Origin of the sequence: Paenibacillus sp. FSL L8-0494, from assembly GCF_038003695.1 — a bacterium.
Lineage (GTDB): Bacteria > Bacillota > Bacilli > Paenibacillales > Paenibacillaceae > Paenibacillus_AQ > Paenibacillus_AQ odorifer.
Genome location: NZ_JBBOPQ010000001.1, coordinates 1,578,014 through 1,592,961, shown reverse-complemented (window position 1 = coordinate 1,592,961; position 14,948 = coordinate 1,578,014). Strand labels below are relative to the sequence as shown.

Sequence of the window (14,948 nt, the reverse complement as noted above, 5' to 3'; positions counted from 1 at the left end):
CTAAGTATCACCCTTTCTCCTGCAATTTTTTTATTTTTATTTTTAAACTAGCAAAATGCTAATACTCCGGTCTTTCTGCCCTAAAAGCCTGCCAAAAAACCGCTTACGAGACACTTTCCCAGCTATTAAGACGGCTGTTCCCATATTGACTTTTCAACATATAGTAATTAAAATAAACAACGCACACTAAATATAGTATAGATACGATTTTTCAGTATTTAAAGCTTATCCATTCAGTTTTCATACTATTTTCAATAGTTTTTAATATTTACAGGGGGACAGACACCATGCTAGTCGCGTATGATTCAAAAACAGGAAATGTCAGACGCTTCATCAGCAAACTTAAGTTGCCGGCTGTGCAGATTGAGGAGCATATGACGATTGACGAGCCCTATGTGCTTATTACATATACCACCGGCTTTGGACAGATTCCAGAAAAGGTGTCTACTTTCTTGAAGAACAATAATGCCAATCTGAAAGGCATCGCCGCCAGCGGCAATAAGAACTGGGGCGAGCTGTTCGCGCACAGCGCGGACTTGATTGCAGATCGGTATAACGTGCCCGTTATCGGTAAATTTGAGTTATCGGGTACATTTGGCGATGTAGAACGGATTAAACAGGAGGTGAGCCGGGTTGCGGCATATTGAATTAAACAACATGTTGATGAAGAGAGACGAAAGTGGCTTCTTTCAGTTAGACAAAGATCTTGAGGCAGTAGCCGAATTTATGCGGGATGTAGAGCGCCGGAGTCTGGCTTTTGCGAATACAAAAGCCAAGGTTGATTATATGATTGAACAGGATTTCTACGAGAATTTTTACGAACAGTACAGCACGGCGGAAATTGAAGAAGTCTACCAGATTACCCACGCCTACAACTTCAGTTTTCCATCTTATATGGCAGCTTCGAAATTCTACACGGATTACGCTGTAAAAACCAATGACCGCAAACAATATCTGGAGCATTACCCGGACCGTGTGGCGGCAGTCGCCCTTCACCTGGGACGCGGCAACGCCGATACTGCCGGGGTACTTGCCCGTTCGATGATGGAACAGCGCCTGCAACCTGCGACCCCAACCTTCTTAAATGCCGGTAAGAGCCGGCGTGGTGAGCTCGTCTCCTGCTTCCTAATCGAAATGGACGACTCGCTCAATTCCATCAACTATGTGCTGAATACCTGCATGCAGTTGTCGAAGATCGGTGGCGGTGTGGCCGTCAACCTATCCAAGCTACGCTCCCGTGGTGAAACTATCAAGGGTGTTGAGGATGCTGCGAAGGGAATTATACCTGTACTCAAGCTGATGGAAGACGGCTTCTCCTATGCAGATCAGATGGGTCAGCGTAAAGGATCAGGAGCAGCCTATTACAACATTTTTGGCTGGGACGTTCTGGAATTCCTCGACAGCAAGAAGATCAACGCCGACGAAAAAACAAGACTCAAAACCCTGTCCATCGGCCTGATTATTCCAAACCGCTTCTATAAGCTGGCGAAGGACAATGAAGCGCTGCATGTATTTGCTCCTTACAGTGTGTACAAAGCCTACGGAACGCATCTCGACGATATGGATCTGGATGACATGTATGATAAGCTGCTGGCCGATCCACGTGTCAAAAAGAAGAAAGCTATGAGCGCACGGGATATGCTGACCAAAATTGCCATGATCCAGCTGGAATCTGGCTATCCATATATCATGAACAAGAGCAATGCCAATGCGGCCCATGCCCTGAAAAACGTCGGACAGATCAAAATGTCCAACCTTTGTACTGAAATCTTTCAGCTGCAGGAGACCTCAGAGATTGCCGACTACGGACAGGAGAGTACAATCCGCCGCGATGTAAGCTGCAATCTGGCTTCCTTGAACATTGTTAACGTGATGGAACATGGCAAAATCCGTGAATCCGTACATGAGGGCATGATCGCCCTGACCGCTGTTAGCGATATGACCAGTATTTCCAATGCCCCAGGCGTAGCCAAAGCAAACAAGGAAATGCACTCTGTCGGTCTTGGCGTCATGAATCTGCACGGCTATCTGGCTAAGAACAACATTGCTTATGAAAGCGAGCAGGCCCGCGATTTTGCCCGGACCTTCTTTATGACCATGAATTTCCACTCGCTGGAGAAAAGCATGGAAATCGCTGCCGCGACGGGCCGATCTTTCCATGGATTTGAGGCTTCTGATTATGCTACGGGAGCTTATTTTGAGCGTTACCTGACTACCGATTACCGTCCGGTTACCCCAAGGGTACAAGAGTTATTCGGAGATATTTATATCCCATCCCCAGCTGACTGGGAACAATTGCGGGATGCGGTAAAAGCAAATGGCCTATACCATGCTTACCGTTTGGCGATTGCGCCAACGGCCAGCATTTCCTATATCCAAAACGCCACTTCAAGCGTTATGCCGATTGTTGAGCAGATTGAGACTCGGACTTATGCTAATTCAACTACTTATTATCCGATGCCGTACCTGCGGCCGGACAATGTGTTTTTCTATAAATCGGCTTACCAGATGGACCAGTTCAAGGTAATCGATCTGATCGCGGAAATTCAGCCCCATATCGACCAAGGTATCTCGACCGTTCTGCATGTTAACAGTGATGTTTCCACCAGAGAACTGGCCCGCTCCTACCTGTATGCGGCGCATAAAGGCTTGAAGTCGCTGTATTACACCCGGACCAAAAAGCTGTCTGTCGAGGAATGCCTCACCTGCTCAATCTAAAAGGAAGGCTATAGCCGCAGAAAAGGAGATTGCAATATTATGACCGCTATCCAAGCCGTTAACTGGAACCGTCCCGACGACGATTTCTCATTGATGTTCTGGAATCAGAACATTATGCAATTCTGGACGGACGATGAAATTCCATTATCCGATGATAAAATGTCCTGGCTCACGCTCAGTGAGCAAGAAAAGGACTCCTATATGAAGGTGCTGGGCGGTCTGACACTGCTGGATACGATTCAAGGCGGAGTCGGAATGCCGCAGATTATGGAGCATGTCGAAGGCCTTCAACGTAAAGCCGTACTGGGCTTCATGGGTATGATGGAACAAATTCATGCCAAATCGTACAGCAGTATTTTCACCACTTTGTCCTCTACAGAGGAGATCGACAGTGTATTCCGCTGGGTAGAAGAGAACCCCTTCCTCCAGTTCAAAGCGGAGACCATATCACAATATTACAAAAACATAGACTCACCTAAAGACCTGTACCTCGCCATGGCAGCCTCCGTACTGCTCGAGAGCTACTTGTTCTACAGTGGTTTCTTCTATCCCCTATATCTGGCTGGGCAGGGCAAAATGACTTGCAGCGGTGAGATCATCGACCTTATTCTACGGGATGAGAGCATCCATGGGGTATATGTCGGCGTGCTGGCACAAGAGATCTTTGACGGGCTCCCAGAAGACGAGCAACGCGAACTTCACCATACGCTGGTAGAATTGCTTCGACTGCTGCATGAGAATGAAGAGCGTTATACCGAGCAGATCTATGCCCCTATCGGATTGGTGGACGAGGTTAAGACTTTCCTAAGATACAATGCCAATAAAGCGATGATGAATCTGGGCCATGATCCGCTATTTGACGAGGAAGAGATCAACCCGATTGTTCAGAACGGGATCAGCACCCACACCAAGCAACATGACTTCTTCTCGAAGAAAGGCAACGGATATGTCCGGGCGCTTAATGTGGAGCCATTGAAGGATGAAGATTTTCAATTTTAAATATAGATAAAACAAAAAGTGCGGAGAAAGCTCTCCGCACTTTTTGCTAACTCTATTTATTAGATTATTGCAATTTTTTCAGTACTGTTCTAGCTTCTTCATAGGTATCGTAAGCATCAGCAAAATCTCTGCCAAAAATACGTTTCAATTGCATTTTCCAAATTGGGTTTTTAGTTACATAAGCCCATCCTGCTTGACCAGCTGCTTTCGCCATCTCACCTGTTGGAGCCAACATTGCTGCAACTTCAGGAGAAAGTACACTTGCAGATTCAGTTACATCAGTTGTACCCGTAAATTTAGGACTAACAAGCTTCATGATATTCTCAAAATCTTTCAAGTATCCTGGAACATCCTCAGCAGAAAAATCGATAGATACTACATCGATGTGGTTTTCACTTTTGTTGTATTTAATTGTGTATGACATAATTGTATTCCTCCAAGTTTTAATAGTTATTTTTTAATAATAGAAAGAAATGTATGTAACTCCAACAGACAAAAAAATTTCTGCCCAGGCTTTTCAGTAACTTCTACTTTTGGCAACTGGGTTTGGAACAAACTGCCTTGTTTAAATGATGCCATATCGTTACAATCAATAGTAAATGACATCTATTTCCTGTATCGTTTTATTGCAACATCCTTTCTAATATATTTTAACTCATACCTATTACCTATATTATTATCGACAAATTTCTTTTTTTATTTATATTAAAATACAAATTTCTACAAATTCCAACATATCCATGGTTATATTTGCCTTAATTTCATTCACACTTGTGTAATTCCGTTATCATTTAGAAACAACTAAAAAAGGCTCTGCGTGCGCCTTCCAACTCCAGTCCATTTATCCTACAGGATTTCCGAACAGGAATACGCCGCAAAGCCTTCGATACTAGATGCTTATATAAGTAAATTAATCCGACTAATTACTTAGTTGCGGAGTAGCCCCCGTCAATCACATGTGCTGTACCTGTAATAAATGAAGCCTCATCACTTAGAAGGAAACATGCAAAAGCAGCTACTTCCTCAGGCGTACCATATCTGCCCAAAGCCGTTCCAGAAGCGATAAGAGATTGAAGCATCTCTACATCATCAGACAACAGCTTTTCGTATCTGTTCATGGTTGGTGTAGGGATAGGACCAGGGCAAATAGCATTTACTCTGATATTACGGTGACCCACTTCTTTAGCAACCGATTTAGTCATGCCCACAATGGCGTGTTTACTTGCTGAATAAGCTGCATCATTTGCCATCCCAATAAAAATACCATGCAAGGAGGAACAGTTTAGAACGGAAGCACCGGATTTCATATGTGGTAATGCATAATGCAACATGTAGAATTGGCCATTAAGATTTGTCTGAATCACCTTTTGAAACAATATCGGATCATATTCTGTAACATCCGCATTATCTCCTGTAATTGCTGAGTTATTATAAAGGCAATCAATCTTTCCATAAGCTGCTAAGGTTTGATCTACGATATTTTTGCAGTCTGCTTCAACTGAAACGTCTGACCGCACAAACAGTGCTTCTCCACCTAAAGCTTTGATTTCTTCGACTGTGTTAGCGCCAGCATCTGATCGATTGGCAACTACTACAGTACCACCCTCTCTTGCTACTCTCAATGCTGTAGCTTTTCCGATTCCGGTACCAGCACCCGTAATAATAACTACTTTGTTTTCAAATCTGTTGCTACTCATTATGCGCACCACTTTCTTATGTCTTTTTCAGGAAGAGGATTTGAACCTCATAGACCCTAATGTCACCTGATACAGTGTAGATTGGAACATTTTTGCAGAAAAATCGACAAAATTATCCTCTATATGACAACTTTATTGTATTTAATTGTATATAGCAATCAATATTTTAATCTACTTTTCCAACAATTGAGAATTTGGTTTTGATCGTCATAAAAAATACACCCCTTAGAATTTCATCAGATAAACCAGAAGTTTTATCCAATGTTATTCTAAGAGGTGTAATAAACCTCTACCTAACTCCACGAACTGGGACGTCGATTCGAACTTGACCTCCACCCGTCAGGGGAGAATTGCTAATATGCAGACTGCCCTGATGCTGCCTGACAATGGTGTCGGCAATATAAAGTCCCAATCCATAGTGACTTTTGGAGGTACGGCTACTGTCCCCTCGATAAAACTGCTTAACTGCAGATTGGAGTCCTTCACTCGTAAATCCTGATCCACTGTCTGCTACCGTTATACTCCACCAATCTTGTTTTGCCTCAACCTGCAAATAAATCACACTCTCATACGGGGAATACTCTACCGCATTAGCGAGTACATTCATCACAGCCCGATGAAGTAGTTCATTGTCTATCAACACCTCAGGGGGCAGATTATTGTCTTGGTGGAATTCTATCCGAAGATGCTTAGGGACAACCAACGCATCTAACTGCGTACGAATTTGCTGGATAAAAGCTTCCGTTCTAACCCATTTAGAGCGGGGAGAAATTTGTTTCCTCGTATTAGAAATCTCAATAAGTGTTGCCATGTATTGTTCGATTTGATCCGCATTTTTGGAAATATACCCTATATATTCTTGCTGATTCCCCGCTAAATCTGAGTCTATCAGCAAATCTGCATTTCCTTGAATAATCGTAAGAGGAGTCTTAATGTCGTGGGCAAGCGCAGAAATCTGCTCTTTTTTCATTTGTTCCAAATTCCATTGCTGTTCTAGCGACTTTTTCAATTCCTCTCTCAGCTGTTCCAGAGATGATAGCACCTCATCAATTTCACTGACCCCAGAATACACGACAGTAAAATCCAAATTCTTAGCTTCAATGTGATGTGCAGCTTCTTGCAAGGAAGCCATTTTTTGACTCAGTCTTCGAGCGAAAAATCCAGAAATCAGAATAACTTCCAGTAACATCAGAACTACAAAAAACAGCAATAACGTTAATTGCGGATTAGGCAGCGTGTTATGCAGAAAATTCGAGGTGAACTGCGGTACGATTGCATATTGCAGTACGATAACCTCATGCTCCCGCTCAATCACATCGGTGCAGTTTGTACCCATGAGATTACAACTGCTTTGATTCTTCTGCAATATATCTAGAGCGCGTTCTTTAGGAATATTTCCTGAAATATAGTTCTCGTGTTGATCCAATACCGCATGTTCCGCTCCCCAAGGGATCATTTCTTGCGTAATTTCTGGCGCACGCTGCAAAACATCCCAAGACTTTGCAATGGATTGCTCAGTATGGTTTGCTGGAACAATCATTCCATACTGCATTAAGAGAGTAAATACCCCTAAACACAGAAATGCCAATAATAGAGTACACGCACCTAATGATAATAAATATTGAATGAAGACTGTACGGAGCCGTATTCGTTTCACACCCATTTGTAACCTATCCCCCAAACGGTTTCAATCGGTGAAACCTCCCTCGCACTCAGCTTACTGCGGATATTTTTTACATGTTCTGTAATAGTTGAGCTATCGCTTTCTCTGTCATAGCCATAAACCGATTCATAAATTTGTTCTTTGGAAAAAACCTGACCTTTATTTCTAGCAAGAAATTCACATATCTGATATTCACTTTTAGTGAGATTTATTTTCTCTTTATCAATAGAAATCTCCTTTGCCGAGAGATTGAATTTCACTCCAGATGCGCTTAACATATGATTTTTCCCTCGATTCTCACGCCGCAAATGAGCGTTAACCCGAGCCTTCAACTCGCCTGCGCGAAAAGGCTTCACGATATAGTCATCTGCCCCTACACTAAGTCCAAACATAATATCTGTCTCCATTGATTTAGCTGTAAGAAACAGAATCGGACAGTCTACGATATCCCTGATTTGAGTACAGAGCTCAAAACCATCGATATCTGGCATCATCACGTCCAACAGGATTAAATCAAATGTCGAGTACTCGTTCAAAGGCATATGTCGTGCACTTGTTTTTACCGTAACCCTATGGTGATCTTTGCTAAGAATATTATTTACTAGCGCCAAAATATCAGGTTCATCATCTATTATTAAAATATTAGCCAGTGACCTCACTCCTATTTATTCATATGATTTCCTACCCTGAAAGTAATGAAACCATATCAAGCCTAACATTGCCATTATCATTGTACTAATAAGTATAGCAGGTACGGAATGAAGAAGTTGCAGCTTCAATACTTCCGTTTCAATGAACCCGTTAGGTTGTGCATAAAACAAGGGAAGTTGAATTATCCGCATCGACCAGGCCCACGGTATGTATAACCACACTTTATCTCCTACAATGGTTCCACCTACGATGGCTGTAATTAGCGTACCTGCACTACCCACCGTTAGAGAAAGTCCCAAACCTCCAGCATAACTTAAGATGAGATGAAAGATCATTAAGATTAGAGCAGTGCCTACTACCCAACAAGCTCCTTGCCAGAATATTAGATATTGTATCTGCTCTATATGCAAAATTTGTTTCATGCCCAGTATTAGAATTGATGTTGAACCGAATACGATCCATATCATCGCCAAGATTATGAACCCGAGTTTTCTTATATAACACTTCGGACGTGAAAGAGCACTTAATAGATTATAGAATCCCCCTGCCCCCTCCTCTAAACCACTCATTAAAGCAGAGAATAATCCTATCCCAACAGGCAACCCAAAGGCTATTAATGAAAAATAACCATCATAGATGTGAAACTGATCCGCACGCTGTGAAAAATACCAAAGTACCATCATCGGATATAGAACAGGAACAAGGAATATCAACCAACGAATTGCAGTGTGCTTAGTCATCAACCATTCAGCTTGTAATAGCCGGAGTATCACCATCTCTATCGCACCTCTCTTCTACTAAACCAGCAGCTAGTTAAGGTGAGGGTTACCAAAAAGAATACAAGCGACACCACAATTCCAGGTAAAATAACCGAAGAGTCTCTTAGAGCATCCTGTGCTGAAAGAGCCACACCATTTGGACGTACACCAACAATGGGACACATTAACCTTAAAGCCCAACTCCACGGAACATAAATCCATGAAGGTTGATCCGCTGCTAGTACACTCACAATCATCCCAAACAGACCTGCAAGAATAGATACTACAGACCCAAATTGTTCAGCTAAGAATAGATAGATTGGAATCATCCCCAAAGAGGTCAACCAAACAACCATAGCGGCTGTTGTAATTTCAGATAAGGGTGCTGCACCCAAAGGAAACAAAAGACCAGATAGGTACATTACTGCAATAAGGAGCAGCGAAGACAACAGCAAATAATATGACACCACAATAATTTTACTGAGCCAAAGTTTAACGATGCTAATTCTGTGACTGCTTAAGCTGCGGTATCCTCCAGCCTTACGATCCTTGTTATTCGATAGTGTAGACAACAAAGCAGATCCTATGGTCATGAATAACAGCGGCCACCAATTAAAGACCATTTCCATAAAATAGTGGTCTTCAGTTTGCAGGTTCTGTTGTGTGAAAAATGAAAATAGAAGAAAAAACAGTGGCACCACGACAATCAATTTTCGCGAAAATGTTCGTTTGAATTTAATATTTTCGGATAAAAGATAGTGGATCATCTGGTTACCTCCTGTCTGTTCCGACTCACGACTTCCATGAACAATTTCTCCAAATCATCACCAGGAAATATTGCATTCTGATACCCTAGAACACCATTACTAATGATTCCAATATGATCGGCAATTTGCTCCACCTCATGAAGAATATGACTCGATAAAATAACTGTAATCCCTTGTGCAGGAAATGAGCGTATAAGCTCACGTAATTCCTGAATCCCAATCGGATCAAGCCCATTTGTCGGTTCATCCAGAATCAAGAGTCTAGGTTGATTTAACAAAGCGATCGCAATCCCGAGACGTTGCTTCATGCCCATAGAGAATTGTCCCGCTCTTTTTTTGCCTGTTGTTGTTAAATCAACAATTTCAAGAACTTCCCGAATCCGAGAATCCGGTAAGTTTAATATTGTCGTGTGTACCTTCAAATTTTGGACAGCAGTCAGATTCCCATAAAGTGGCGGGGACTCAATCAGCGCTCCAATGTGTAGTAAATCCTTACGTGTCCATGGATGACCGTCAAATAAAATTTGTCCTGACGTCGCTCGAAGTATTCCTGTTATCATTTTTAGAGTCGTCGATTTACCTGCGCCGTTTGGGCCTAACAGTCCATAAATCGAATTAGTTTTTACGGTTATGCTGATATCGTTAACCGCACGCTGCCCCCTGAAATTCTTGCATAAATTATTAGTTTGTAAAATATACTCTCCCATCCTTTATCATCCTCTCATTTGCTATACGTTGATCATATATAGCAAATCTAAGGACTTTATAAGGTTTTACTGAGCTCAAATTATACGGGATTATAACGAGCATAAAAAAGCTCGGTTCAAATTTAACGTTGAACCGAGCCTGGAATATTTATTATCTAATACATGAACTTCAAATATTGCAAAAAAATCACGCTCTGCGAATTGTAAATTCAAAATCCATATCTAAGGATGGATTGATTTGATATTCATCAAGAACTGGAGCTCCCCAGCTGTCATCCCCGCCTACGCCCATTTGACGTCCAGCAATGGTAACAACGGTATAGTGAACGTTCGGCAGCTCATAATGATGTGTCGCATTCTCCAGCTCCATTGCCGAGTAAGGCGAGATATTGGCTTCAACAGGGGCTGCAGCTGGTGCAGATATTATAATGCCTTGGCCATAATCATTCATTATGGATACTTCGCGCACACCTGTGCGGTTGCCCGATTCCTGCGGCACCAAATAGGACGACACATTATCCACCGCATGATTCTGGAAGCGACACAATCTCGCCCCACACGCACGGTCGATATAATTTTCTTCCGGACCATTTGCATACCAATTCAGCTGATGATAATCCGCTGGCACCTTAAAGCTTAAAGCGAAGAGCGGAAGCTTTGGTAAACCCGCTGCTCCATGGTAGCTTGATTTCACCTGTATGCTTCCATCGGAGAACACTGTGTAAGTTACACTTACCCGTACTCCCTCTGATACCCTAAGCTTATACACGTAAGTCACCGTCGCACGGTCTTTCTCCTCCACTAGCTCGAAGCTTAACGTTCTACGGGTCAAGCTTGCTGCATACCAAGGGGAAGAGTCAAAATGCATTCCCGCCCCCTTGTCATTGTCTGTCATTGCTCTCCAGAAGAGCGGTGCCGGCGGTGAAGAGATCATTTCCTGCCCTGAATATTTAACAGAAATTAATGTACCCGCCTGCTTTGAGAACATTACGGAGAAGTCACGGCCATGTACGCCAATATTCACATCTCCTTCAACCACGCGAAAATCATTCACGACAGATGTTATCTTAGCATCTGTTAAAGACTCCTCGGCTGACGTATTTGCCACTTGAAAAACATGCTGGCCAAAAGCGATTTCATAACCGCTATTCGCCCATAAAGAATCTTCCTTCAGGACAAGTGAAACATCCAAGCTATACTCGCCAGGCTGATTCTTAATATCGGGTAGATCAACTTCTACATATTTTTCCTCGCCCGGATTAACCTGAGCGAATACAGTTCCACGCTGGATGACCCTACCCTCATAGTTCAGAGCGTATTGTAATTCATAAGCATCCAAGCCCACAAATAAGTTTTCATTTCTGATTGTAAAACCCTGACTGTCCGGGAGCAGCTTGACGTTCTGATACAGAAATTTCACTTCCTGCATTTTTGGCGACCATCTCCGATCCGCATACACAATTCCGTTACCAGAGAAGTTGTAATCGGTTGAACGGTCATCGAAGTCTCCTCCATAAGCCATGAAGGGCTTACCGTATCGATCATTTTTCACAATCACCTGATCCATATAATCCCAGATAAATCCACCCTGATACATTGGATACTTCTGCTCTAGCTCTGTGTATTTATGCAACCCCCCGACGGAATTGCCCATCGCATGCATGTATTCACAACTAATATATGGCTTTAACGGATCTTCTGTTAAATACCTTTCGATATCTGCTGCTTTCGCATACATCCGGCTTTCCATATCGCTCGAATCATCATATTCACGGTTATGGAACACCCCTTCATAATGAACCAACCGAGTAGGATCCTTCTCTCGAAAATAATTGGCTACGTTCAGAATTACTTCTCCTGCAAAAGATTCGTTCCCACAGGACCAAATTAGAATGGAGGGATGATTTTTGTCTCTCTCCACCATGGAAATCGCACGATCCATCACGATATCCTGCCATTCAGGCTTATTGCCGGGGATGTTCCAAGACGGCTCAACTGCCCCCATTTTCTGCCATGATCCATGCGACTCTAAATTCATCTCGTCAATGACATAGACTCCATATTCATCACACAACTCATACCACAGTGTCATATTCGGATAGTGCGAGGTCCGCACCGCGTTGATGTTCGCCTGCTTTAAGGTTTTTATGTCCCACAGCATATCTTCTTTTGTAATACTGCGTCCAAAGCGCGGATTAAACTCATGCCGGTTAACGCCTTTAAATACAATACGCTTGCCGTTTAAGTGCATAATCTTATCTATCATTTCGAATTTCCGAAAACCAATTTTTTGCGGTACAACTTCTACAAGATCCCCGGATGCGTTGTAAACTGATACGTAAAGGGTATACAGATTAGGAGCTTCTGCGCTCCACAGCTGCACCTTTGTTGCCGCAAGCGTAAGCGAAAGGGAATCTCCTGAAACTTCACTTTCACCACTAGCCACAAGATTTCCTGCTCTATCCTTAAGCTCAAGGAGCACTTTTGAGGCAGGTTTACCCAGCAACTGCAATTCAGCCGTCAGCGTTCCTTGCTCAAACTTTTCATCCAAATCGGTTTGAACGTGGAGATCCCGCACATGAACATCCGGCACGGTGTATAGATACACCTCACGAAAAATTCCCGAAAAACGCCAGAAGTCCTGATCCTCCAACCAACTCCCCGTGCTGCGCTGATAGACTTCAACCGCCAGCTTATTTTCGCCTTCCGTCAAGTACGATGTTAAATCAAATTCACTCGGTGTAAAGCTATCTTCGCTATAGCCAACAAACTCCCCGTTTAGCCATATATAAAAAGCCGATTCAACTCCTTGAAAAGATATATACACCGGACGTTGCTCCCAGCCCGCAGGAACTTCAAAATATTTGACATAGCTGCCTACAGGATTGTGGTCCTCAGAGATCATCGGAGGTCTAAGATGCTCATGACCGTCCCATGGATACATCGTATTCACGTACTGTGGCTGCCCATAACCCTGAAGTTGGATATGACCGGGAACTTTAATATCCTTCCAGCCTCTGCAAGACACGTTCTCCTTATAAAAATGAACCTGTCGTTCCATGGCATTTTGGGCATAACTAAATTTCCAGCTGCCGTTCAGGCTATGGCGCCAGGGCATTTCTCCAAGCGCTTCGGCTTCATTTTTCGTTTGGTAATATCTATGGTCAGAATGCGCGTGCACCCTGCCTATTGCATAAATGGAAGGGTTTGATAACCATTCCAGACTTGGAGTGAGGTTTCGTTCAACCTGCTGCTTCATCTATATTTCCTCCTCTATTCATAACATGATCGCTAACTTATTTAACCGAACCCGTCATCCCAGCTACAAATTGCTTTTGCATCATGAAAAACACTAGTGCTGTCGGCAAGGTCGTAATGACAATCGCAGACATGATCAGACCATAGTCAGGGGCATAACCTGAGCCTAGATTCGAGATAAGAAGGGGCACAGTCATATTTTCTGGTGATTGCAATACGATCAAAGGCCACAGATAATTGTTCCAGCTGTTTAAAAATGTGATAATCGCAGCGGCGGCGTAAGTTGATTTCATCGTTGGCATATAAATGCGGAAGAACAAACCAAATTCCGAAAGACCATCGATGCGCCCAGCCTCCATCATATCCTTAGGAAACATTTTTGTACTTTGACGAAAGAAGAAAATTAGGAATGCTGTTGTAAATGTCGGAAGAATGACTGCCGATGCTGTATCGATACCGAGAAACGGCACTACACTAGATACTTTGGCGAACATTTGAAATAGAGGTACCATAATCGCCGCAAATGGAATCATCATTGAAGCCAGCAAAATATTGAATACGATATCTTTACTCCGGCTGCGGTACATTTCAAAACCATATCCAGCCGCCGATGCTACTAGCAGTGAAAGCACAGTAGTCACCACAGAGATTTTTGCAGAGTTCCAGAGAGCCTGCCACATATCCACTGAACTAAATAGATTGTTTATATTTTCCACTAGATGTGTACCCGGCAACAATGTCCCTTTGGTTACATCAACCGACTGGTTCGTGGCGCTTATAACCATCCAGATAAATGGAAAGATAGAGATCAGCGCAGCGATGATTAGAAACACGTAAGTAAACATGCGTTTGGTTTTCATTATCTCTTATCCCCTCCTAGTTTGTTCTGAATAAGCGTCAGAATGAGCACCATTACAACAATCGAATAGGAGACGGTTGCAGCGTATCCAAAGTTAGGTGTGTATTCAAAGGAAAGGTTATAAATATATTGGGAAATCGACATGGTTGCATTGCCGGGTCCACCTTTCGTGATGTTAACCACCTCGTCAAACAACTGAAGTGTTCCAATGGTCGATGTTATCGTCGTGAACAAGATAATCGGCTTCAATAGGGGAATTGTAATTTTGAAAAATTGTGTAAATGCACTCGCTCCATCTATATGAGCAGCCTCATATATTGATTTGTCGACATTTTGCAGTGAGGACAAATAGAAAATCATATTATAGCCAGTAAAGCGCCAAGTGATAGCGATAATGATAGTAACTTTGGCCCAGAAGGGATCGGTAATCCATTGAATCGGTTCGCTGATTAGATGCAGATTCACCAGAAATTTATTGACGATACCTTCGGCTCCAAACATGTACTTGAAAACAACGGAGTACGCTACAAGTGAAGTTACCGTTGGCAGAAATATGGCCGTTCTGAAAAATCCTTTGAATTTCAATCTTTCGTCATTCAGCAGCACAGCGATAAAAAGTGCCAGTACCAGCATAACTGGGACCTGAATAATCAAGTAAATAAAGGTGTTTTTGACGGCTGTAAGAAAAGTGGTGTCGCTAAACAGTCGAATATAGTTATCAAGGCCGGTAAACTGAAGATTGTTGCCTCTGCCTGTCTTGAAGGATAGAATTAAGGCTTGAATCATTGGATAAAAATAGAAAACACTGATCATAATGACCGGCACAAGAACGAATAACCAGCCTGTCAGATGGATTTGCCGTTGACCTTTA

Annotated in this window: 13 protein-coding genes; 3 read left to right on the top strand and 10 right to left on the bottom strand. The window is 42.8% G+C overall.

The window, feature by feature from the left end:
- The first annotated feature begins 287 nt into the window (after positions 1-287).
- The 3 genes from nrdI to nrdF are packed head-to-tail and all read left to right on the top strand — an operon-like array spanning position 288 to position 3,717.
- Positions 288-647 carry a class Ib ribonucleoside-diphosphate reductase assembly flavoprotein NrdI gene (nrdI, locus tag NYE35_RS07140; protein WP_036675861.1) on the top strand — a complete coding sequence of 120 codons (360 nt, stop codon included), beginning with the start codon at positions 288-290 and terminating at the stop codon, positions 645-647.
- Positions 634-2,718 carry a class 1b ribonucleoside-diphosphate reductase subunit alpha gene (gene nrdE, locus NYE35_RS07135; protein ID WP_076099523.1) on the top strand — a complete coding sequence of 695 codons (2,085 nt, stop codon included), beginning with the start codon at positions 634-636 and terminating at the stop codon, positions 2,716-2,718. Before nrdI ends, nrdE begins: the two co-directional genes overlap by 14 nt.
- A gap of 39 nt (positions 2,719-2,757) precedes the next feature.
- Positions 2,758-3,717, top strand: a complete 960-nt coding sequence (gene nrdF / locus NYE35_RS07130; RefSeq protein WP_076099522.1) for a class 1b ribonucleoside-diphosphate reductase subunit beta — start codon at positions 2,758-2,760, stop codon at positions 3,715-3,717.
- A 64-nt stretch (positions 3,718-3,781) separates the two neighbouring features.
- On the opposite strand, the gene NYE35_RS07125 is transcribed toward nrdF, so the two are convergent.
- The 10 genes from NYE35_RS07125 to NYE35_RS07080 form a co-directional block, all read right to left on the bottom strand.
- Positions 3,782-4,141, bottom strand: a complete 360-nt coding sequence (locus tag NYE35_RS07125; RefSeq protein ID WP_036675871.1) for a hypothetical protein — start codon at positions 4,139-4,141, stop codon at positions 3,782-3,784.
- A gap of 499 nt (positions 4,142-4,640) precedes the next feature.
- Positions 4,641-5,414: an SDR family NAD(P)-dependent oxidoreductase gene (locus tag NYE35_RS07120; RefSeq protein WP_036675873.1), complete on the bottom strand. Its 774-nt coding sequence runs from the start codon at positions 5,412-5,414 to the stop codon at positions 4,641-4,643.
- 289 nt (positions 5,415-5,703) lie between these two features.
- The gene (locus tag NYE35_RS07115; RefSeq protein ID WP_341120508.1) at positions 5,704-6,966 is read right to left on the bottom strand and encodes a HAMP domain-containing sensor histidine kinase; all 1,263 of its coding nucleotides are present in this window, start codon (positions 6,964-6,966) and stop codon (positions 5,704-5,706) included.
- A 101-nt stretch (positions 6,967-7,067) separates the two neighbouring features.
- Positions 7,068-7,727: a response regulator transcription factor gene (locus NYE35_RS07110; protein WP_036675961.1), complete on the bottom strand. Its 660-nt coding sequence runs from the start codon at positions 7,725-7,727 to the stop codon at positions 7,068-7,070.
- 15 nt (positions 7,728-7,742) lie between these two features.
- Positions 7,743-8,504, bottom strand: a complete 762-nt coding sequence (locus NYE35_RS07105; protein ID WP_341120506.1) for a lantibiotic immunity ABC transporter MutG family permease subunit — start codon at positions 8,502-8,504, stop codon at positions 7,743-7,745.
- Between the two features lie 2 nt (positions 8,505-8,506).
- Positions 8,507-9,253 (bottom strand): lantibiotic immunity ABC transporter MutE/EpiE family permease subunit, encoded by a 747-nt coding sequence (locus NYE35_RS07100; protein ID WP_341120505.1) that lies wholly within the window; start codon positions 9,251-9,253, stop codon positions 8,507-8,509.
- On the bottom strand, positions 9,250-9,960 hold the full coding sequence (locus tag NYE35_RS07095) for a lantibiotic protection ABC transporter ATP-binding protein (protein ID WP_341120503.1): 711 nt from the start codon (positions 9,958-9,960) through the stop codon (positions 9,250-9,252). The genes NYE35_RS07100 and NYE35_RS07095 overlap by 4 nt, the downstream gene beginning before the upstream one ends.
- Before the next feature lie 187 nt (positions 9,961-10,147).
- Positions 10,148-13,219 carry a glycoside hydrolase family 2 TIM barrel-domain containing protein gene (locus tag NYE35_RS07090; protein ID WP_341120501.1) on the bottom strand — a complete coding sequence of 1,024 codons (3,072 nt, stop codon included), beginning with the start codon at positions 13,217-13,219 and terminating at the stop codon, positions 10,148-10,150.
- Positions 13,220-13,256: 37 nt separating this feature from the next.
- Positions 13,257-14,078, bottom strand: coding sequence for a carbohydrate ABC transporter permease (locus tag NYE35_RS07085; RefSeq protein ID WP_076141119.1), 822 nt, complete (start codon positions 14,076-14,078; stop codon positions 13,257-13,259).
- Positions 14,078-14,890, bottom strand: coding sequence for a carbohydrate ABC transporter permease (locus NYE35_RS07080; protein ID WP_341122430.1), 813 nt, complete (start codon positions 14,888-14,890; stop codon positions 14,078-14,080). The genes NYE35_RS07085 and NYE35_RS07080 overlap by 1 nt, the downstream gene beginning before the upstream one ends.
- Between the last annotated feature and the right edge of the window lie 58 nt (positions 14,891-14,948).